Annotated in this window: 21 protein-coding genes; 4 read left to right on the top strand and 17 right to left on the bottom strand. The window is 68.1% G+C overall.

What is annotated here, in order from left to right:
* Positions 1–18: 18 nt before the first annotated feature.
* From ABQE93_RS21140 to ABQE93_RS21110, 7 genes are all read right to left on the bottom strand, one after another.
* The gene (locus ABQE93_RS21140; RefSeq protein ID WP_448410257.1) at positions 19–558 is read right to left on the bottom strand and encodes an adenine phosphoribosyltransferase; all 540 of its coding nucleotides are present in this window, start codon (positions 556–558) and stop codon (positions 19–21) included.
* A complete protein-coding gene (locus ABQE93_RS21135; RefSeq protein WP_448410256.1) occupies positions 555–2,204 on the bottom strand; it encodes an ABC transporter substrate-binding protein in 1,650 nt (549 codons plus the stop codon). Before ABQE93_RS21135 ends, ABQE93_RS21140 begins: the two co-directional genes overlap by 4 nt.
* Positions 2,205–2,210: 6 nt before the next feature.
* Positions 2,211–3,473 carry a protein translocase subunit SecF gene (secF, locus tag ABQE93_RS21130; protein WP_448410255.1) on the bottom strand — a complete coding sequence of 421 codons (1,263 nt, stop codon included), beginning with the start codon at positions 3,471–3,473 and terminating at the stop codon, positions 2,211–2,213.
* Between the two features lie 3 nt (positions 3,474–3,476).
* The gene (gene secD, locus ABQE93_RS21125; protein ID WP_448410253.1) at positions 3,477–5,252 is read right to left on the bottom strand and encodes a protein translocase subunit SecD; all 1,776 of its coding nucleotides are present in this window, start codon (positions 5,250–5,252) and stop codon (positions 3,477–3,479) included.
* Positions 5,253–5,323: 71 nt separating this feature from the next.
* A complete protein-coding gene (gene yajC / locus ABQE93_RS21120; RefSeq protein WP_448410252.1) occupies positions 5,324–5,650 on the bottom strand; it encodes a preprotein translocase subunit YajC in 327 nt (108 codons plus the stop codon).
* A gap of 284 nt (positions 5,651–5,934) precedes the next feature.
* Positions 5,935–6,243, bottom strand: coding sequence for a cytochrome P450 family protein (locus ABQE93_RS21115; RefSeq protein ID WP_448410251.1), 309 nt, complete (start codon positions 6,241–6,243; stop codon positions 5,935–5,937).
* Positions 6,244–6,458: 215 nt separating this feature from the next.
* Positions 6,459–7,154 carry a hypothetical protein gene (locus tag ABQE93_RS21110; RefSeq protein ID WP_448410249.1) on the bottom strand — a complete coding sequence of 232 codons (696 nt, stop codon included), beginning with the start codon at positions 7,152–7,154 and terminating at the stop codon, positions 6,459–6,461.
* A gap of 72 nt (positions 7,155–7,226) precedes the next feature.
* Here ABQE93_RS21110 and ABQE93_RS21105 point away from each other — a divergent pair, with 72 nt between their 5' ends.
* Positions 7,227–7,853, top strand: coding sequence for a maleylpyruvate isomerase N-terminal domain-containing protein (locus ABQE93_RS21105; protein ID WP_448410248.1), 627 nt, complete (start codon positions 7,227–7,229; stop codon positions 7,851–7,853).
* Positions 7,854–7,872: 19 nt separating this feature from the next.
* Here ABQE93_RS21105 and ABQE93_RS21100 read toward each other — a convergent pair whose 3' ends face one another.
* The 6 genes from ABQE93_RS21100 to ABQE93_RS21075 all read right to left on the bottom strand — a co-directional run bounded on the left by ABQE93_RS21100 (position 7,873) and on the right by ABQE93_RS21075 (position 12,391).
* Complete coding sequence (locus tag ABQE93_RS21100; protein ID WP_448410247.1) at positions 7,873–8,784, bottom strand: alpha/beta fold hydrolase; 912 nt, start codon at positions 8,782–8,784, stop codon at positions 7,873–7,875.
* A gap of 44 nt (positions 8,785–8,828) precedes the next feature.
* Entirely contained in the window at positions 8,829–9,467 is a 639-nt protein-coding gene (locus ABQE93_RS21095; RefSeq protein ID WP_448410246.1) for a hypothetical protein, read from the bottom strand.
* Between the two features lie 13 nt (positions 9,468–9,480).
* A complete protein-coding gene (gene ruvB, locus ABQE93_RS21090) occupies positions 9,481–10,545 on the bottom strand; it encodes a Holliday junction branch migration DNA helicase RuvB (RefSeq protein ID WP_448410245.1) in 1,065 nt (354 codons plus the stop codon).
* Positions 10,542–11,129: a Holliday junction branch migration protein RuvA gene (gene ruvA, locus ABQE93_RS21085; protein WP_448410243.1), complete on the bottom strand. Its 588-nt coding sequence runs from the start codon at positions 11,127–11,129 to the stop codon at positions 10,542–10,544. The genes ruvB and ruvA overlap by 4 nt, the downstream gene beginning before the upstream one ends.
* Positions 11,126–11,701: a crossover junction endodeoxyribonuclease RuvC gene (gene ruvC, locus ABQE93_RS21080; protein WP_448410419.1), complete on the bottom strand. Its 576-nt coding sequence runs from the start codon at positions 11,699–11,701 to the stop codon at positions 11,126–11,128. Before ruvC ends, ruvA begins: the two co-directional genes overlap by 4 nt.
* 84 nt (positions 11,702–11,785) lie before the next feature.
* Entirely contained in the window at positions 11,786–12,391 is a 606-nt protein-coding gene (locus ABQE93_RS21075; RefSeq protein WP_448410241.1) for a TetR/AcrR family transcriptional regulator, read from the bottom strand.
* A 67-nt stretch (positions 12,392–12,458) separates the two neighbouring features.
* Between ABQE93_RS21075 and ABQE93_RS21070 the strand changes: the two genes are divergently transcribed.
* Positions 12,459–13,373, top strand: coding sequence for an alpha/beta fold hydrolase (locus ABQE93_RS21070; RefSeq protein WP_448410240.1), 915 nt, complete (start codon positions 12,459–12,461; stop codon positions 13,371–13,373).
* Here ABQE93_RS21070 and ABQE93_RS21065 read toward each other — a convergent pair.
* Positions 13,370–14,128: a YebC/PmpR family DNA-binding transcriptional regulator gene (locus ABQE93_RS21065; RefSeq protein ID WP_448410238.1), complete on the bottom strand. Its 759-nt coding sequence runs from the start codon at positions 14,126–14,128 to the stop codon at positions 13,370–13,372. The two genes, ABQE93_RS21070 and ABQE93_RS21065, sit on opposite strands and share 4 nt — an antisense overlap.
* 32 nt (positions 14,129–14,160) lie before the next feature.
* Positions 14,161–14,808 (bottom strand): TetR/AcrR family transcriptional regulator, encoded by a 648-nt coding sequence (locus ABQE93_RS21060; RefSeq protein WP_448410236.1) that lies wholly within the window; start codon positions 14,806–14,808, stop codon positions 14,161–14,163.
* Positions 14,809–14,869: 61 nt separating this feature from the next.
* On the opposite strand from ABQE93_RS21060, the gene ABQE93_RS21055 reads away from it, so the two are divergent.
* Both ABQE93_RS21055 and ABQE93_RS21050 read left to right on the top strand, forming a co-directional pair.
* Positions 14,870–16,591 carry a CocE/NonD family hydrolase gene (locus ABQE93_RS21055; protein ID WP_448410234.1) on the top strand — a complete coding sequence of 574 codons (1,722 nt, stop codon included), beginning with the start codon at positions 14,870–14,872 and terminating at the stop codon, positions 16,589–16,591.
* Positions 16,592–16,635: 44 nt separating this feature from the next.
* Positions 16,636–17,847: an acyl-CoA dehydrogenase family protein gene (locus ABQE93_RS21050; protein ID WP_448410232.1), complete on the top strand. Its 1,212-nt coding sequence runs from the start codon at positions 16,636–16,638 to the stop codon at positions 17,845–17,847.
* A gap of 56 nt (positions 17,848–17,903) precedes the next feature.
* Here the strand turns inward: ABQE93_RS21050 and pdxT are convergent, their stop codons facing one another.
* Both pdxT and tesB read right to left on the bottom strand, forming a co-directional pair.
* Positions 17,904–18,491 carry a pyridoxal 5'-phosphate synthase glutaminase subunit PdxT gene (gene pdxT / locus ABQE93_RS21045; RefSeq protein WP_448410231.1) on the bottom strand — a complete coding sequence of 196 codons (588 nt, stop codon included), beginning with the start codon at positions 18,489–18,491 and terminating at the stop codon, positions 17,904–17,906.
* Positions 18,488–19,327: an acyl-CoA thioesterase II gene (tesB, locus tag ABQE93_RS21040; protein ID WP_448410230.1), complete on the bottom strand. Its 840-nt coding sequence runs from the start codon at positions 19,325–19,327 to the stop codon at positions 18,488–18,490. The genes pdxT and tesB overlap by 4 nt, the downstream gene beginning before the upstream one ends.
* Positions 19,328–19,330 lie beyond the last annotated feature (3 nt).

Below are 19,330 nucleotides of genomic sequence, written 5' to 3'. Positions count from 1 at the left end.
AGACTTCGAGGATATCGTTCACACGGTGTGCAGGGACGTCACCGTGAGTCCCGGCAGCGCGGCGCGGCCGTCCAGCGCCGTCAATTCGAGCACCATCGCGGCGCCGGTCACCGTCGCACCCGCATGTTGCAGCAGTTTCACCGTCGCGGCCGCGGTTCCGCCGGTGGCCAGCACGTCATCGATGACGAACACCGAACGGCCGGTCAACTCGATGCCCTCGGCGGGAATCTCCAGCACCGCCGTACCGTACTCCAGCGCATAGGTTTCGCTGCACACCGGCGGCGGCAGCTTGCCGCCCTTGCGCACCGCCAGCACCCCGGTGCCCAGCCGGATCGCGACGGCCGCGGCCAGCAGGAAGCCCCGTGCGTCGATGCCGGCCACCAGGTCGGCGCCGCGCGCCAGGTGCGCCAGCGCATCGGTGACCACCGCAAGGCCGTGCGCGTCGGCCAGCAGCGGGGTCAGGTCCTTGAACTGGATGCCCTCTTCGGGAAAGTCGGGCACCTCGCGCAGCATCGCCGCGATCAGCGTCGAGACGTCCTGGCCTGAGGACCCGGTCATCGCGACAGCGTCCAACGGTCCATATTCCACCCCGCACCCCAGCGCGTCGGATTGCTCTCCACGGCGAACATCTTGTTCGACGTCAGCACGGTGCGCTGCTGCCGGTACAGCGGAAGGGTGGGCATGTCCGCCCACAGGATGGCTCCGCCCTCACCGAGCAACCGGGCGGCCTCCTTGGGGTCGGCCGTCACCGCCAAGGTCGCGATGATCTCGTCGACGCGCGGGTTGGAGTAACGCGACAGGTTGTTGGCGTTGGCCGTATGCAGGTCGTAGGCGTCCACGGCGGACGATCCACTCGACCCGCTGCCCGGCGCCCCGCCGGTGGTCGCGATCAGCGCGTCGATTTCATTGTTGCGCAACGTCATCGGTCCCGTCGTTTCCGTGGCGACGTCCTGCACGGTGATGCCCGCGGGGGCGCATGCCTGCGCGATGGCGCCGACCGCCGCGGCCAGCCGCGGGTTCGGGCTCAGGTAGCCGATGCGCACGGTCAGCGGTTGGCCCTCGATCGCGGCGCGTGCGGCGTCGGGATTGGCCGCGACGAACCCGCTGCCCTCGGCCGCGCCCTCCACGGCGCTGTAGGCGTCTTCGGTGGCCGGGTTGAGCCGCGCGTTGACGATCGGCACGCCGGCGTTTCGGGCGATCGCGTCGCGCGGCGTGCAATGGGCCAGGGCGCGGCGCGCCGGGGTGGCGGCCAGCGGGCCTTCGGAAGCGAAGATCAGCTGCTCGATCGACGCCGACGGCGACTCGGTGCGCACATAGTCGTCGGGCGGGTTCAACGTGCCCGATGACCCGGTCGCGATGTCGACGACGTCGTAGGCGCCTTCGTTGACCCGATCCTGCATCGCGTCGGGGCGCGGGTGCACGGTGATCTCTTTGGTGACCGGCGCTGCGCCCCACCACATCTCGTTGGCGACGAGCACGACGGCGCCGTCTTCGGTCACCGAGTCGAGCTTGTACGGACCCGATGACGGGAACTTCTTGAGGTCCAGGTCGGGGGCGAGCTCCCAGGTGCTGTTCCAGACCTGCGCGATGCGTTCGATCGTCGGGCCGTCGTTGTCGGCGATCGCGGTGGCCAGCCCGCCGTCCTGCAGGCCGAGCACGTCGGCGATGACGTGCGACGGCATCATCGACGTCGCGCTGAACAACTGGCCGTAGTCGACGAATCCGCGCTCCGGGAGAAACGACACCCGCGCCTTCTTCTGCCCGGGTGTGCACTCGACGCCGGCGATGTCGCTGTAGCCCGCGCGGCTGGCCGCGTCGAAACCCGGGAACCGCCCGGACTGCGACGCCCACGCCAGCACCATGTCATCGCAGGTGACGGGCTTGCCGTCGGAGTAGACCGCGTCCGCGTTGATCTCGTAGTCGAGCAACAGCGGGCTGCGCCCGACCACGGACACCGAGCCGAAGTCCTGATCGCCGACGACCTGGCCGTCCGGTCCGTGATAGCTGAAGCCGGTCAGCACGCGGGCGAAGGCCTGCGGAGCCGCCGACGCGGCCCCCTCGACGGTGTTGGTGTTGTACGTGGTCAACGGGCCGTCGACGGCGTAGTCGACGCTGTCGGCGGGGCTGCGCGAACACGACGCCAACCCCGCGGCCAGCAACAGCACAGCCGCCAGGACGCCGCCGCGCCGGCACCGGCCAGTCATCTCCGGCTACCGCCGCCGCGTATTGCGTTTACCCGACGGTCGCCCCGTTCGGCTGCTCGTCGGCCGTACCGGGCGGGCGCCCGGTGCCGGCTTGTCCGGTGCGGGGGTGCTGGTGGCCACCGATGCCGCCGCGACGGTCTCCGGCTGCTCCTCGGGCTCGCTGTCGCTGTCGGTGTCGGTATCGGCGGCGGCCTTGGCTTCGATGCCCTTGCGGCGGTTCATCACGCGGCGGGTGTGGTTGCGCACCAGGTCGGTGCGCTCACGCATGGTCACCAGCAGCGGGGTGGCGAAGAAGATCGACGAATAGGTTCCGACGATCACCCCGACCAGCTGCACCAGCGCCAGGTCCATCAACGTGCCGACGCCCAGCAGCCACACCGCGATCACCATCAGCGCCACGATCGGCAGCACCGAGATCACGCTGGTGTTGATCGACCGCATGAAGGTCTGGTTGACCGCCAGGTTGGCCTGTTCGGCGAACGTGCGCCGGGTGGTGTGTTCGAAGCCGTGGGTGTTCTCCTCGACCTTGTCGAACACGATGACGGTGTCGTAGAGCGAGAAGCCCAGGATCGTCAGCAGGCCGATCACCATCGCCGGGGTGACCTCGAAACCGACGATCGAGTACACGCCCGCAGTGACGATGATGTCGAACGCCAGCGTGGCCATCGCCGCCAGCGACATGTAGCGCTCGTAGCGCACGGTGATGTAGATGGTCGCCAGGACGATGAACACCACCAGCGCGATCAGCGCCTTCTGGGTGATCTGACCGCCCCAGGTTTCCGAGACCGCCGAGTCGCTGATGGCCAGCCTGCTCGGAACGCCGTCGGCGTTGAGCGGTTTGAAGGCGTCGAACAGCGCGGTGCGCAGTTCTTCGGTCTCCTCGTTGGTGAGGTGCTCGGAGCGGATCTGCACGGTCGCCGATCCGCCGCTGCCGACGAGGACGACGGATTCGGGCGCTTTGCCCAGCGTCTCGGTGAACACGTCTTCGACCTGCTCCACCGAGATGGTGCCCGTCTCGGTGGCCGCGGGTACCGCAACCTTGGTGCCGCCCTCGAAGTCGATGCCGAGCGTGAACCCGCGCAACAGCATGCTGGCGATGCACACCGCGACGATGACGCCGCTGACCGTGAACCACAGCTTGCGCTTGCCGACGACCTCGAACGCCCCGGTGCCGGTGTAGAGGCGGACGAAGAAGTTGTGCTTGGGCGTCCCGGATTCCAGGCTGGGCGCCTCGACGGCGGTCGATTCGGGTGAATGCTTAGCGGCCATATGTCAGTCCCGTCCCGTCGCGTGTGCCGCCGCTCGTCGTTCCCGGGCGATCTGCTGCACCGCACCGAGGCCGTTGAACGCCGGTTTGGCGAATGTCGTCGACTTCGACGCCAGGTACACCAGGGGCCAGGTCACCAAGAAGACCACCGTGACGTCGAGCACCGTGGTCAAGCCGAGCGTGAACGCAAACCCCTTCACCTGCCCGACCGCCAGGATGTACAACACCACCGCGGCCAGAAGCGTCACGGCGTTGCCGGACACGATCGTCTTGCGGGCCCTGGCCCAACCGCGTGGTACCGCGGACCGGAACGAACGGCCTTCGCGTATCTCATCTTTGATGCGTTCGAAGAACACCACGAACGAGTCAGCCGTCATACCGATACCGATGACCAGACCCGCGATGCCCGCGAGGTCGAGGGTGTAGTTGATCCATCTGCCGAGCAGCACCAGGATCGCGTAAACCATTGCGCCGGAAGCCACCAGCGACAGCGCGACCAGCACGCCCAGCAGTCGGTAGAACAGCAGCGAATACAACAGCACCGCGACCAGCCCGACCGCGCCGGCGATCAGACCCGCCCGCAGCGAGGACAATCCCAGTGTGGCCGAGACGGTTTCGGCCTCTGAGGACTCGAACGACAGCGGCAGCGAACCGTACTTGAGCACGTTGGCCAGTTCGCGCGCCGACTGCTGGTTGAACTGGCCGGTGATCTGGGTGCGGCCGCCGGGAATCGCCTCCTGGATCGCCGGTGCGCTGACCACCTTGGTGTCGAGCACGAACGCGGTCTGCGTGCCGACGTTGGCGGCGGTGAAGTCGGCCCAGGTCTTGGAGGCGTCGCTCTTGAACTGCAGGTCCACCACGTATTCGCCGCGCTGCTGGTCCAGGCCCGAGTCGGCGGTCTCGATCTGCTCGCCGTTGATGATCGACGGAGCCAACAGGTAGACCTCGTCGCCGTCGGTGGAACAGGTGATCAGCGGCAGGTTCGGGTCGTCGTGGCCGGCCAGCACGTCGTCTTCATCGCAGCGGGTGGCCTGGAACTGCAGCGCCAGAATCTGGATCTGCTGGTCGTTGCTCTGCCGCAGCTGCTTCTCATCGGCGATGCGCTGCTCCAGGGTCACGTCCTCCGGGGAGGTCGGCGCGGCGCCAGGTGACGGCGCCGGTGGCGGCGGCGCGGGGCTGGGCGACGGCGACGGCGCAGGCTGGGCAGGCGGTTCCTGCGGATACGGACGCGGCTGCGGCGCGGGCGCCTCCTCTGCGGGCGCGGGCGCCACCGGAGCGTCCGGTTGCCCCGGCGCGATCGGCGGGGTCCCGGGCATTCCGGGTGTGCCGGGGGGCGCTCCCGGCGCGCCGGGCGTACCGAACGGTGAACCCTCGGGCGCTCCCGCCGGTGGCTGCTCCATCGCGGGGATGGCGTGGATGACCGGACGGATGTAGAGCCGGGCGGTCTGGCCGAGGTTGCGCGCGTCGCTGGTGTCGCTGCCCGGCACGGTGATGACCAGGTTGTTGCCGTCGATGATGACCTCAGAGCCCGAGACGCCGAGACCGTTGACGCGGTCGTTGATGATCTGCTGGGCCTGGTTGAGCGCCTCGCGGGTCGGCGGTGAGCCGTCGGGTGTGCGCGCGGTCAGGGTCACCCGGGTGCCGCCCTGCAGGTCGATGCCGAGTTTCGGCTCAGCCTGTTTGTCCCCCGTCAGGAAGACAAGGGAGAAGGCGCCGATAAGCAACGCCAGAAAGAGCGTCAGATAGCGGTAGGGGTGCACCGGCGCCGAAGACGATGCCACGTTTCAGGGTCTCCTAGAGGTCAGTTCGTCAGCACCGCAGAGCGTACGTGCTCTTGCTGAGTCCTCAGTTGTCAGTCTTTGTTGTTGGGGCTCTCGGTGAGTTCGGAGGCGCTGTCGGTGTCCTCGTAGTCGTCGTCGAAGTCGTCCTCGATGCGGTCGCGCACGGCCAGCTTCATCCAGGTGGTGACGACACCGGGGGCGATCTCCAGGTCGATGTTGTCGTCGGAGATCGCGGTGATGGTGCCCTGCAGACCCGACGTGGTGTGGATCCGGTCCCCGATCTGGAGCGAATTGTGCAGGTCGATGGTGGCCTGCATCGCCTTCTTCTGGCGTCGCGACGCGAAGAACATGAACGCGCCCAGCACGATGAGCAGAGGCAGGAAGATGACGAGGTCCATGAAGGTAACTGTCTTTCGTGTAGGTCTTGTGGTCACGGCGCGCAGACGGCAGGCCAAAGCGCCTCGTAAGTGACCAGTGTGCCATTGTGCCGGGTGACACCGATGGACGCACCTGACCCCCTGCCCGATCCGACGAAATTCGTTGCCGATCCCGCATACGGGCGGTGATCCCGTTGCCCGGTCCCCTGCTTAGTGACCGAATCGGTGAATCCGGGCCGGTTCTCGTGGCGACTTGAGGAGCGCGAGCCGCGCTCAGCGCGGGTGCGGCTCCACAGTCGCGGGCTTTAGAAGACGCCGTCGGTCATCAGGGTGGCGACGAAGCGGTAGATCTCCTCGGCGGTGAGTTCCACGCCGTCGGCCTCGAAGTCGATCAGCTCCGACAACAGGTCGTCGGTGGGCTTCCAGCACCGTTCGGCGATCTTGACGTCGACGTACTGGAAGAGGGCTTCTTCATCGCGCGGCGCCATCGGAGCAGCAGCCCAGCGCGCGAACATCGGCCAGTCCTCTTCGGGAAAGCCGAACGCCTCGCACAGCGCGGTGGCCGAATTCTGGCGTGCAACAACAGAACTGGTGACGCCAGGCCTGTCAGGCATAACTAAACTCCTTGGAAATCGCGACTAGGACTACGGGTATAACGTTTAGATAGGCAGGCTATCTTCCGAATACCCGTGTCACCGTCACGCAGATCACATGCGGCGGGTGAACCTCGTCCCACCCGCTGCGGCGCTGCGATCCACGTCACCGCACACGAAACGGCGCAAAGCGCCCGATGGGCACTTTGCGCCGCTGTCGCGTTTCCGAGAGTCGCTTACCGGTGCGCGAGGCGCTGTCCGCGGTGATCGCGCGAGCGGAACCGGTCGAACAAGCCCCGCTTGCGTGGTTTCGCGGTGTCGGCGGTCGGGCCGATGACCTCGGTGTGCTGACCCGCCGTAGCGGGCGCGGGTTCGTCGACGTGTTCTGTGGTGGTGGCCGCTGGCGCAGGCGCGGCGACGGCGGCGGTCGCGGAACGATCCGCCCATTCGACGTCACGCACGCTGCGTACCGAGATGCGGCCCAGCGCGGCGGCACCCAGGAACACGATCAACGCGCCCAGACCGTAGAAGTAAGTCAGCTCCAAGGCCACCCGCTTGGCCTCGGTGGCGGCGACGGGCACGCCCGCGTCGCCGATGGCCAACGGACCGGCGAAGGCACGGCCGATCACGAACCAGGCACCACCCGCGACGGCCAGCCAGCCGCCGAGCATGGCGGTGGCGCGGTTGCGCGACACCAGCAACAGCAAACCGCCGATCACGGTCACCACCCCGGGCAACACCTGCAACCAGCCGCGTCCGGTGGTCCACGTCCAGGCCTGGTCAGGGCTGAACGCAAAATTGAACAGCGGTCCGATGAACGGAATCAGCGCCCCCCACGCGCCTAACAGAATCAACAGCAACCCGCTTGCCGCGCCCCGACTGCGGGGCATGTGCAAACGGCCGCCTCTGGCCGGTACACGCGTCTCGGTCATGATGCCTCCTTGGTCACTGGATGAATACCCACGCGCTGGGCCGTGTAACCGGGCATGACTACGTTGGGCGGTATGCGGCTCGACGGTGATGCGGCGCGCGAAGTGCTGGCCGACGCCTGGGAGCGCTGGGCCCGCCGGTGCGACCAACTCACGGGCCAGGAGTGGTCGGCGCCGACGCGCTGCGGGGGCTGGGACGTCGCGGCGCTGCTCGCCCATGTCTGTCCGGAACCGGCGATGTGGGACCGGCTGGCCGAAGCGGTCGTCGATCCGCCGGCCGCAGTCACCGACGCCGCGATTCTGTTGCGGCGCTTCAATGAGCCCGGTGGTGTGGCCAACACGAACGCCGACGGCATCGCCGAGGAGGCGGTGGCCAACGCCGGGACGTTGACCGCCACGGCAGCGGCTCGCCGGTTCGCCGGGGCCGCCCGGACCCTGCGGGCCAGCACGATGCCGGCGAGCACCGTGGTCGCCTATCCGTTCGTGGGCAGCACGACGATCGCGGTCATCGCCGAGACCGCGCTGATGGAAGCCACCGTGCATCTGCTGGACCTCGCCGCCGCGGTCGGCGGCGTCGAACCCTCGCCAGAGGCGCTGACGGCCACCCGCGATCTGCTGATCGCCGTGCCGGATGCCACAGCCGCGGTCGAGGTGCTCGCCGGGCGTGCCGCCTTGCACACGGCGCTGCCCGCGATTCGCTGACTCTGGTGTCGCGCCCGGCTCACGCGCCGGCGCGGACCAGGTCGACGACCCCGATGATGTTGTCGGCGACGAACTTCGGTTCGTAGAGCATCAGGTTGTGGCCGCTGTCGGCAGCGATGACGTTGGTGGTGCCGAGCGCCTCGGCCAATTTGGTGTTGGCCTGGTGGATTTGTGCCAGCGTGTAGTTGTCGGGTGTGAGCGTCTCGGGTGGGACGAACTTACCGGCGCTCAGCACGATCGCCGGAACGCGCGGCAGCGGTGGCGCGGACTCGATTCGGGCGAACGCGTCGCCGCCCAATATGCCCTCTGCCCCGGGTTCGGCCGGCGCCGTGATGTCGCGTTCGAATGCGGCGTTCTGCGCGGGGGTGCCGAGGGAGGGCAGGAACTCCGACACCCCGTCGACCATCACAATGCCCGCCACCAACTGCGGATGTGTCCTCGCCAGCAGGTCGAGGACGAGGCCGCCGTAGGAATGCGCGACGAACACGAACGGTCCCGGCAACTGTGCGGCCCCGAGCAGGGCGAGCACGTCATCGACGTCCTGTTGGACGGTATGGGGTTGCGCCACGTCGGTCGACCGGTCGGCACCATCGGGCCGGGTGTTCGGCCGGTCATAGACACATGTCCGGCTCACCTTGGCGACCCTCGGTTGCACCGCGTCGGGACTGGGCACCAACTGGGCCTGCGTGATGATGTCGTACGGCGACGATCGGATCGGGTCATCCTGTGGCACAACATAGTTCCAGGCTTCCGCGTAGCTGCCCTTGCCGGGGATGACGAACACCGTGGGCGCACCGGAACCCTGGCAGTCCAGATACAGCGATCGGCCGTCGCCGATGCCGACTAAGCCCGGCGAGACGGGATCGGCGGAGCTGTGAGCGCACCCGGCCGCGACGAGGACCGCCGGCAGCACAGCCAGGATTCGCCTCACACAGCGACGCTACAGCGTGACGTCGACGCCCAACAGCACCAGCATCACACGCCCACGCTTTCCACTCGCACGACCGGCGGAAGGGCCAGCATGAACACGCCCGTCAGCGCGATCCACGCGGCGGTGGTGTAGGCGGCGGGCAGCCCGACCCAGGTGTGCAGCAGCGCAGGCACGCCGAGCACCGCGAACGCCACTGACCATTTCGGCAGCACCGCGGTGCGCCAGACGACGTAGGCGGTTGCGAAAATCAGTGCGGCGGCGCCCAATTGGCTGTAGTGGTACAGCCACATCGACAGCCCGAGGAACGGCTGCGAGAACTCCGTCACGGTCACGTCGTCGAATTGCACGATCGCGGCGGGCACCGCCACCTCGGCGGCCAGGCCCGCTGCCATCAATGCGAGGAACACCGTGCCGCCGATGATCGCGGTGTACACCGCCCCGGTGGGCCCGGCGGCCGACCGTAGCGTGGCGGTCAGTACCCCGAGGAACAACATGCCGAACAGGATGTGCAGGAGCGGCAGGGTGCCGTTGGCGGTGAGAAACGATGCGGCGCTGTCGAAGTAGGTCTGCACGCGGCCGGGATCGTCGGGCGTTTCCGGAGAGCCGACGAGGTAGGCGGGCACGATCACCGCCGCCGATGCGATGCCGCACAGCCCGCCGACCCGGATGGTTCCGCTTCCCATCGAAGAACTCCCTCTATTCGAACAGGCCCGGCTGGCCCAGGCCGTTGACGCCACTGGGCGGTGTCATGCCCAGGTGCGTCCACGCCGAAGCGGTGGCCACCCGGCCCCGCGGCGTGCGCGCGATCATCCCGGCGCGTACCAGAAACGGCTCGCAGACCTCCTCGACCGTGGCGGCCTCCTCCCCGACCGCGACGGCCAGCGTGGACACCCCGACCGGGCCACCGCCGAAACTCCTTGTCAACGCGGACAGCACGGCCCGGTCGAGTCGGTCCAGGCCGAGCTCGTCGACGTCGTAGACCTCCAGCGCCGCCTTGGCGATATCCCTGGTGATGATGCCGTCGGCTCGCACCTCGGCGTAGTCGCGGACCCGGCGCAGCAACCGGTTGGCGATGCGCGGGGTGCCGCGGGAGCGGCGGGCGATCTCGGTCCCGGCGTCGGCGCCCAGTTCGATGCCCAGGATGCCCGCGGAACGCTTGAGCACCAGTTCGAGTTCGGCCGGCTCGTAGAAGTCCATGTGTGCGGTGAAGCCGAACCGGTCGCGCAGCGGCCCGGTCAGCGCACCGGAGCGGGTGGTGGCGCCGACGAGCGTGAACGGCGCGACCTCCAACGGAATCGACGTCGCCCCAGGGCCTTTCCCGACGACCACGTCGACGCGGAAGTCTTCCATCGCCAGATACAGCATCTCCTCGGCCGGGCGGGCGATGCGGTGGATCTCGTCGATGAACAACACGTCGTGCTCGACGAGGTTGGACAGCATCGCGGCCAAATCCCCCGCGCGTTCCAGCGCGGGCCCGGAGGTGACCCGCAGCGACGACCCCAGTTCGGCGGCGATGATCATCGCCAGCGACGTCTTACCGAGCCCGGGCGGACCGGACAGCAGGATGTGATCGGGTGTGCCGCCGCGGTTCTTGGCGCCCTCGATGACCAACTGAAGCTGTTCGCGCACCCGGGGTTGGCCGATGAACTCGCCGAGCGAGCGCGGTCGCAGGCTGGCGTCGATGTCGCCTTCTCCGACGGTCAGGGCCGGCGACACCTCGCGGTCGTCGGGATCCTGCTCGGGGTCGTCGAATCGGCTCACTTCTTACCCAACATGGACAGCGCCGCCCGCAGCGCGGTCGACTGGGTGGCCTCGGGGTCGTTGGCCAGCACCTTGTCGGTGGCCTCCTCGGCCTGTTTGGCCGCAAAACCCAGGCCGACAAGGGCCTCCACCACCGGGCCGCGCACCGAGTGTCCGTTGAGCACGGTGGCGCCCGACGGGGTGACCGCGCCCATCTTGTCGCGCAGGCTGAGCACCATGAGCTCGGCGGTTTTCTTGCCCACCTTGGGGATTCGCGTCAGCGCCGTGATGTCGCTTTCGGCGATGGCCTGGCGCAGGGTGGGGCCGTCGTACATGGCCAGCGCACCCAGCGCGATGCTCGGCCCGATACCGGATACGCCGAGCAGGGTGAGAAACAGGTCACGGGCGTCGCCGTCGGGGAAGCCGTACAGCGTCATCGAGTCCTCGCGCACGATCATCGCGGTGATCAGCCGGGCGTCGCTGCCGCGGCGCAACGTCGCCAGCGCGGACGGCGTCGCCATCACCTTGTACCCCACCCCGGCCGCCTCGATGACGACGTGGTCGAGTGCGACGTCGAGAACCTCGCCGCGGATGGATGCGATCATCGTGCTGCTTTCACTCTGGCCTGCTGGGTCTTCAACTTCGCCTGGTACTTGCGCTTCTGCTCGGCGGCCAGCGCTTCGGCGGCGGCCATCCGCGCGATCATCGGGGCGCGCCAACAGTGACAGATCGCCAGCGCCAACGCATCGGCGGCGTCGGCGGGCGTCGGCTTGGTCTGCAGCGCAAGAATTCTGGTGACCATCGCGGTGACCTGCGCCTTGTCGGCGTTACCGTTGCCGGTGACCGCGGCCTTGACCTCGCTGGGCGTGTGGAAGTGCACGTCGATGTCGCGTTTGGCCGCGGCCAGCGCGATGACACCGCCGGCCTGCGCGGTCCCCATCACGGTCGACACGTTCTGCTGGGAGAACACCCGCTCGATCGCGATGACGTCAGGGTGGTGGGTGTCCATCCAGTGCTCGACGGCGTCGCTGATCATCAGCAGTCGGCGGTGCAGCGCCTGATCCGAGGGGGTGCGCACCACGTCCACGTCCAGCGCGATGACCTGCCGGCCCTTACCGCTCTCGATGACCGAGAGGCCGCAGCGCGTCAACCCGGGGTCGACACCCATCACCCGCACGGCCGCTCCTTCTGTGAACACCTGTTCGAGAGCTTAACGGGAGAAGTCGACACCTTCGGGCAGACACGCTCGGGGCCGACACCGCTACGAGCGCGCCTCCGCGCGCTCCTGCGGCCGCAGTAGTGGCGTGCCGCGGTACTGCGGGGCCAGCGCGCGGCCCGCGGCCAGCAACGGTTCGGTGCTGCGCAGCGTGCGTGCCAGGATGAACGCACCTTCCAGCGCGCCGACCAGGGCCAGCGTGACGCCGCGGGCCTGCGGTGCGTCCAGACCCCGTCCGACGAAGTAGGCGGTGCCGCCTTCGATCCACGCGTCGAACACCGAGGCCGACGTGGCGCGCAGTTCCTCGACCGTGTCGGCGACCTCGGCCGCGACGGTGCCGACCGGGCACATGTTGGCGAAGCCAGTGCCCGCCATGTCCTCGGCGGCCTGGGTGTAGACGGCTTCGATCGCCGCGCCGAGGTCGGTGTGCTCGTCGACGATCGCCGGGATCAGCAGCGCGTAGGCGGCGCCCGCGTTGATCAGCGCCTCGCGCGCGATCTGCACCTTGCCGCCGCGGAAATGGTGGTACAGCGAGCCGATGGGCGCGCCCGCGGCCTCGGCGATGTCCTTCATGCCGACCGCGCCGTAGCCCTTGCGGCGCATCAGCTCGGCGGCCGCCGTCAGAATCGCTTCCCGGGTGGACCTTGCCATTCTCGCCTCCTGCCTCCAGACTAGAGCATACGTTCTAGAATCAACGTTCTAATCGGAAGAGACCGCCATGAGATCCGTCGACATCACCGCAGGCACCATCGAGTACCGGCAGGAGGGCGACCCGGACGGAGCGCCGGTGGTGTTGCTGCACGGCGTGTTGTTCAACGACACCCAGTGGGACCTCGCGTTGCCGCTTCTGCCGACGGGATACCGGTATCTGTTACCGGTGCTGCCTCTGGGCGGGCACCGCATCCCGATGCGTAACGACGCCGACCTGACGATGCCGGGAATGGTCAACATCGTCGCGGATTTCCTCGACGCCCTCGACCTCACCGACGTCACGCTCGTGGTCAGCGACTGGGGCGGACCGCTGTTTCTGACCGACATGGGCCGCGACAAACGCGTTGCGCGCCTGGTGATCTGCCCGTCGGAGGCGTTCGACAACTTTCCGCCCGGCTTGCCGGGCAAGATGGTCTGGCTGGCCAGTCGCACCACGGGCACGGTGGCGCTCGCGCAGCGCCAGCTCAGGATCGGCTGGCTGCGACGGCAGTTCTTCATGCTCGGCCAGATGACGAAAAAGCCTGTCCCCCAGCGCATTGCCGAGGATTGGACCACCGCCGCCCTGGCCGACAAGCGAATTCGGCGCGATCTGCTGAAGTACTGCCGCACCAAGTTCGACGACCGGGAGTTGATCCGTGCGACCAACCGGCTGGCGGAGTTCGACGGCGACGCCCTGGTGTTGTGGAGCCGCAACCCCGTCATGCCCGTCGCGCACGGCGAGCGCCTGGCCGCGCTGTTACCGAAGGCGCAGCTGCGTTATGTCGACGACGCCTACGTGCTCGTCATGCTCGACAACCCGCACCAAACCGCGCAGGCGCTGAGCGCCTTCCTCTCGCCGAACCCGACGAATTGGTCGAAAAGTGCGCACGAAATCCGCCAAAACGTCGGTCTCGACGCAAAGGGGAACGACGCGGGGCGTTAGTCTTCGTCGTCGAGTTGGGCCGCGACGTCGTCGGGGACGTCGATGTTGGTGTAGACGTCCTGCACGTCGTCGAGGTCCTCGAGCGCGTCGACCAACTTCATGATCTTGCGCGCACCGTCGAGGTCGACGGGCACGGTCACCGACGGCTCGAAACCGGCCTCGGCCGAGTCGTAGTCGATACCGGCGTCCTGTAACGCGGTGCGCACCGCCACCAGATCGCCGGGTTCGGAGATCACCTGGAAGCTGTCACCGAGATCGTTGACCTCTTCGGCCCCGGCCTCGAGCACTGCGGTCAGCACGTCGTCCTCGCTGAGCCCGTCCTTGTCGAGCGTCACGACGCCCTTGCGGGAGAACAGATAGGCCACCGAGCCGGGATCGGCCATGTTGCCGCCGTTGCGCGTCATCGCCACCCGCACGTCGCCGGCCGCGCGGTTGCGGTTGTCGGTCAGGCACTCGACCAACACCGCGACGCCGTTGGGGCCGTAACCCTCGTAGGTGATGTTCTGGTACTCCGCGCCGCCGGCCTCCTCACCGGCGCCGCGGCGACGCGCGCGCTCGATGTTGTCGTTGGGCACCGAGTTCTTCTTGGCTTTCTGAATGGCGTCATACAGCGTGGGGTTGCCGGCCGGGTCGCCACCACCGACGCGCGCGGCCACCTCGACGTTCTTGATCAGCTTGGCGAACATCTTGCCGCGGCGCGCGTCGATGATGGCTTTCTTGTGCTTGGTGGTGGCCCACTTGGAATGGCCGCTCATTCAGGTGGTACTCGCTCTCTGAAAAGTCGTACTCAACGTCCGCCCGACGAGTCTACGTGCATCGATGCGACAACCGGCGTCGAGCGGATGTCTCCGGAAATGTAATGCTGCAGATTGGGTGCGACCGCAACGACGATCTCCTCCGGGCTCATCGACGCGATCGGCTCGATTTTCCAGATGTAGCGCATCATCGCCAATCCCATGATCTGTGACGAGATCAGGCCGCTGCGCACCTTGCGGTCGTGATCGTCGACGCCCAGCTGCGACACCCCCATCAGGCTGCTTTCGACGATCCTGCGCAGCTTTTCGCGGGTGCCCTGGTCGTGCGCTGCGGTCTGCAGCACCGACCGCAGCACGGGACCGACCTCGTCGTCGGCCCAGGCCCCCAGCATCAGGCGCAGCAAGGCGGCGCCGAGTTCGTCCACCGGGGTGGTCCACGCGTCGGCGACGTCGTCCAGCCACCCCTGCGGCGGGTTCGTCGCCGCGTCGAGCAACCCCTCCTTGGATTTGAAGTAGTGGTAGACCAGCGCGGGGTCCACGTCGGCCCCGCGCGCCACCGACCTGATCGTCGTGCCCGCCCAGCCGGTCTCTGCGAACGCTTCGCGCGCCGCGGCCAGTATCCGCGCGGCCAGCACGCCGCGCTCATCCCGCGGGCCGGGGGCCGCCGGCTTCTTCGACATGCACCGATTCTAGCGTGAATTTCACGTTGCGTTGAGACTAGTTTCACCGTAGCGTGAAACTATGTCCGCATCGGAACGCGTCCTCAACGGGCCCCAAACCACCGGCCGCACCTACCGCAACCTGAGCCGGCCGCGGTTCGGGATCCGCCGCGACGACAACGTCGCCGTGCCGATGCGCGACGGCGTCACGCTGCTCGCCGACGTCCACCGCCCCGCCGAGACAGGCAGGTATCCGGCGCTTGTCGCGGCGTCGCCCTACCCGCGCCAGATGCAGGACCTCGGCGCACCGGCCGGGTTCATCGAAGCGGGTGCGACGGACTTCTGGGTGCCGCGCGGCTATGTCCACGTGATCGCCAACGTCCGCGGGACGGGCGGGTCCGGCGGAATGTTCGGGTTCTTCGACGCCCAGGAACGACGCGACATGTTCGACCTCGTCGAGTGGGCCGCCGCGCAGCCGTGGTGTGACGGCAACGTCGGCATGATCGGCATCAGCTACTTCGCGATGACCCAGTTGGAGGCCGCGGTCGAGCGGCCCCCGCACCTCAAGGCGATCTTCCCGGTCGCCGCGACGGCCGACCTGTACGAGGGCGCCTCCCACCACGGGCTGGCCAGCACGTCGTTCATCACCCCGTTCCTGTCGATGATGGGGCTGACGTCTGACCGCAGCGACGCGTTCTGGCGGCGCAACCCGGTGCTCGCGCTGGCGCGCCGGATCCTGACCACCCCCCGCCTGCACCGCAGGTTCGCGACGATGAACGGTGAGTCGGCGGTCACGATGATGCGCCAACTGCTCAAGCTGCCGCACAGCCCGCACCCGTGGGATGACCTGTTCCTCGACGTCGTCGTCAGACATCCGCACCGCGACCAGTGGTGGCAGGAACGCAACCTGCTGCCGCTGCTCGCCGACGTCGACATCCCGGTTTACCTGGGCTGCGACTGGGAAAACGTTCCCCTGCATCTACCTTCGACGTTCACCGCGTGGAAAGCCTTGGCGGACAACCCTCATGTGCGCATGGGCATGCTGGGCCAGTTCGGTCTGACCTGGCCGTGGGAGAGCCTGCACCACGAGGCGCTGGCCTGGTACGACCACTGGCTCAAGGGCGCCGACACCGCGATCATGGATGGCCCGCCCGTCCGCTACGTATTGCCCGGCGCCGACGGCTGGCACACCGCCACGTCGTGGCCGCCGCCGGTCACCTACCGAACGCTGGCGCTGCGCGCCGACGGCGCACTGTCCGAGGATGAAGGCGCGCCCGGCGCGCGCGAGTACCTGGCGCTGGGTGCGGGCCTCAACCGCGCCAGGCCCAGCGCGATCGATCCGCCGTCCGCGCTGACGTGGACCACCGCTGCCCTGCCGGCCGCCCTCGATGTCGTCGGCGACATCGAGTTGCGCCTGACCGCGACCGCCACGGCATCCGACACCGCATGGATCGCGACATTGCAGGACGTCGCACCCGACGGCGAAGTCACCGACGTGACCGCGGGATGGCTACGCGCGAGCCTTCGGACGGTCGACGACGCCGCAAGCCGTGACGGTGCGCCGGTGCTGCCGTGCACCGACGCCGTCGCGGTGCCCGTCGGCGAGGATGTCGAGTACCGAATTCCGTTGGTGCCCAACGCCCGTCGCTTCCGCACCGGACACCGCATACGCATCGTGTTGACCAGCGACGACCAGGACCCGCAGGCGCCGGCGATCATGAACTTCCGGCATGCCAGCGTCGGCACCAGCAGCCTCAACACGGTCCGGTCCGCATCGCGGCTGCTGCTGCCCGTGCTGGGTTGACGGCACAATTTCACATCGAACTTACTCCGCAGTAAGATACCGGCATGTCGTTCTCGCTGGAACTTTCTCCCGACCTCATCCACGTCCGGGACTGGGTGCATGACTTTGCCGCCGACGTGATCCGACCCGCCGCCGCCGAATGGGACGAGCGCGAAGAGACGCCGTGGCCGATCATCCAGGAGGCCGCCAAGGTCGGCATCTACTCCATGGAGTTCTTCGCCGAGCAGTCGGCCGAGCCGTCCGGGCTGGGGATGCTCACCGCGTTCGAGGAGATGTTCTGGGGCGACGCCGGAATCGCGCTGGCCATCCTGGGCACCGGCCTGGCGGCGGCCTCGCTGGCGGCCAACGGCACCCCCGAGCAGGTCGGTGAATGGGTGCCGCAGATGTTCGGCACGGTCAACGAGCCCAAGGTCGCCGCGTTCTGTTCCTCCGAACCCGGCGCCGGGTCCGACGTCGGCGCGATCCTGACCCGCGCCCGCTACGACGAGGCCACCGACGAGTGGGTGCTCAACGGCACCAAGACCTGGGCCACCAACGGCGGCATCGCCGAGGTGCACGTCGTCGTCGCGTCGGTGTACCCCGAACTGGGCACCCGCGGGCAGGCCACCTTCATCATCCCGCCCGACACCCCCGGGTTCCGGCAGGGCCAGAAGTTCCTCAAGCACGGCATCCGGGCGTCGCACACCGCCGAGGTGGTGCTCGAAGACGTCCGCATCCCCGGGCGCCTGATCGTCGGCGGACGCGAGAAGTTCGAGGAGCGCATCGCGCGGATCCGCGAGGGCAAGAGCGCCAAGAGCCAGGCGGCGCTGGCCACGTTCGAACGCACCCGGCCCACGGTGGGGGCGATGGCCGTCGGCGTCGCGCGCGCGGCCTACGAGTACGCGCTGGACTACGCCCTGCAACGCGAGCAGTTCGGCCGCAAGATCGCCGAATTCCAGGCCATCGCCTTCAAATTGGCCGATATGAAGGCCCGCATCGATGCGGCGCGTCTTCTGGTGTGGCGGGCCGGGTGGATGGCCCGCAACGGTAAGTCGTTCGACAGCGCCGAGGGGTCGATGGCCAAACTCGTCGCCAGCGAAACCGCGGTCTATGTCACCGACGAGGCGATCCAGATCCTCGGCGGCAACGGCTACACCCGCGAGTATCCGGTCGAGCGGATGCACCGCGACGCGAAGATCTTCACGATCTTCGAGGGCACCAGCGAGATCCAGCGCCTGGTGATCGGCCGCGCGGTCACCGGCCTACCGCTGCGCTGACGAGTGATTTCGGCGCGCTAACGACCCGTCAGGGGGCATGAGCGCGCCGAAACCACTCAGGAGAGCGCGTCGACGAACAGTTTGTGGATGCGGCGGTCGCCGGTCATCTCCGGGTGAAACGCCGTTGCGAACACCCGGCCCTGACGCACCGCGACGACGTGGCCTGCCGCCTCGGCGAGCACCTGCACGCCGGGTCCGACGCGTTCCACCCACGGCGCCCGGATGAACACCGCGTGCACCGGCGCGTCCAGCCCGTCGAACGCGATGTCCCCTTCGAAAGAGTCGACTTGACGGCCAAAAGCGTTGCGCCGCACCGTCATATCGATCGCCTTCAACGGTGCGGCCTCGCGTCCGGCCGCCCCGGCATCCAGGATCTCGGTGGCCAGCAGGATCATCCCCGCACACGATCCGTAAGCCGGCATCCCCTCGGCCAGCCGCGCCCGCAGCGGCTCGAGCAACTCGAGTTCGCCGAGCAGGTGGCTCATCGTGGTGGACTCCCCGCCCGGAATCACCAGCGCGTCCACGCTTTCCAGCTCGCGCAACCGCCGAACCGTCGACGCCTCGGCCCCGGCTTCGCGCAGCGCCGCGAGGTGCTCCCTGGTGTCGCCCTGCAGCGCCAGCACACCGACGTGCGGCGCGCTCATCGCTGGTAGTCGCGCTGGTAGCGGGTCAGGCCTTCCTGCATCACCGCCGCCACCATCTCCCCGTACTGGTTGAAGATCTTGCCCTGGCACAGCGAGCGCCCGCCCGACGCCGACGGCGAGGATTGGTCGTAGAGCAGCCATTCGTCGGCCCGGAACGGCCGCATGAACCACATGGCGTGGTCCAGCGACGCGACCTGCAGGTGCCTGCGCACCTCGGGGTAGTTGACCTGCGCCGAACCCAGCAGCGTGAGGTCGCTCATGTAGGCCAGCGCGCAGATGTGCAGCACGTGGTCGTCGGGCAGCGGATCGCGGTGCCGGAACCACACCTGCTGCTGGGACGCCTTGCCGGGCAGCAGCGTGAGTTGATCACGCGGCACCAGCCGCACATCCCACTCCGCGAACTGCGCAAACCCCGCGTCGTCGAACGCCCCGCCCTTGGAGATGAAGCTCGGCAGGTCGTCGGGCGGCGGCGCGACGGGCGCGACGTCCTGGTGCTCGATCCCACTCTGGTCGGTCTGAAACGACGCCGACATCGAGAAGATGGTCTCGCCGTGCTGGATGGCGTTGACGCGGCGGGTGACGAACGATCCGCCGTCGCGCAGCCGTTCGACGATGTACACCGACGGGGCGCGGGCGTCGCCGGGACGCAGGAAGTAGCCGTGCAGCGAGTGCACCTGAAACGACGGGTCCACCGTGCGCACCGCCGATACCAGCGACTGGCCCGCTACATGACCGCCGAAAGTGCGTTGAAAGTAACCGGATTCGGGGCTGAACACGCCACCGCGGTAGATGTTGACCTCGAGTTGCTCGAGATCAAGTATCTGTTCGATCGCCACGAG

It is taken from the genome of Mycolicibacterium sp. XJ662, assembly GCF_053484035.1.
The sequence above is the reverse complement of the archived record's forward strand: the minus strand, read 5'-3'. Positions and strand labels throughout refer to the sequence as shown.

Bases quoted from the DNA above. Each gene is read 5' to 3' on its own strand.
- ABQE93_RS21140 (WP_448410257.1), bottom strand. From the start codon at position 558: ATGACCGGGTCCTCAGGCCAGGACGTCTCGACGCTGATCGCGGCGATG.
- ABQE93_RS21135 (WP_448410256.1), bottom strand. From the start codon at position 2,204: ATGACTGGCCGGTGCCGGCGCGGCGGCGTCCTGGCGGCTGTGCTGTTG.
- secF (WP_448410255.1), bottom strand. From the start codon at position 3,473: ATGGCCGCTAAGCATTCACCCGAATCGACCGCCGTCGAGGCGCCCAGC.
- yajC (WP_448410252.1), bottom strand. From the start codon at position 5,650: ATGGACCTCGTCATCTTCCTGCCTCTGCTCATCGTGCTGGGCGCGTTC.
- ABQE93_RS21115 (WP_448410251.1), bottom strand. From the start codon at position 6,243: ATGCCTGACAGGCCTGGCGTCACCAGTTCTGTTGTTGCACGCCAGAAT.
- ABQE93_RS21110 (WP_448410249.1), bottom strand. From the start codon at position 7,154: ATGACCGAGACGCGTGTACCGGCCAGAGGCGGCCGTTTGCACATGCCC.
- ABQE93_RS21105 (WP_448410248.1), top strand. From the start codon at position 7,227: ATGCGGCTCGACGGTGATGCGGCGCGCGAAGTGCTGGCCGACGCCTGG.
- ABQE93_RS21095 (WP_448410246.1), bottom strand. From the start codon at position 9,467: ATGGGAAGCGGAACCATCCGGGTCGGCGGGCTGTGCGGCATCGCATCG.
- ruvA (WP_448410243.1), bottom strand. From the start codon at position 11,129: ATGATCGCATCCATCCGCGGCGAGGTTCTCGACGTCGCACTCGACCAC.
- ABQE93_RS21075 (WP_448410241.1), bottom strand. From the start codon at position 12,391: ATGGCAAGGTCCACCCGGGAAGCGATTCTGACGGCGGCCGCCGAGCTG.
- ABQE93_RS21070 (WP_448410240.1), top strand. From the start codon at position 12,459: ATGAGATCCGTCGACATCACCGCAGGCACCATCGAGTACCGGCAGGAG.
- ABQE93_RS21065 (WP_448410238.1), bottom strand. From the start codon at position 14,128: ATGAGCGGCCATTCCAAGTGGGCCACCACCAAGCACAAGAAAGCCATC.
- ABQE93_RS21060 (WP_448410236.1), bottom strand. From the start codon at position 14,808: ATGTCGAAGAAGCCGGCGGCCCCCGGCCCGCGGGATGAGCGCGGCGTG.
- ABQE93_RS21055 (WP_448410234.1), top strand. From the start codon at position 14,870: ATGTCCGCATCGGAACGCGTCCTCAACGGGCCCCAAACCACCGGCCGC.
- ABQE93_RS21050 (WP_448410232.1), top strand. From the start codon at position 16,636: ATGTCGTTCTCGCTGGAACTTTCTCCCGACCTCATCCACGTCCGGGAC.
- pdxT (WP_448410231.1), bottom strand. From the start codon at position 18,491: ATGAGCGCGCCGCACGTCGGTGTGCTGGCGCTGCAGGGCGACACCAGG.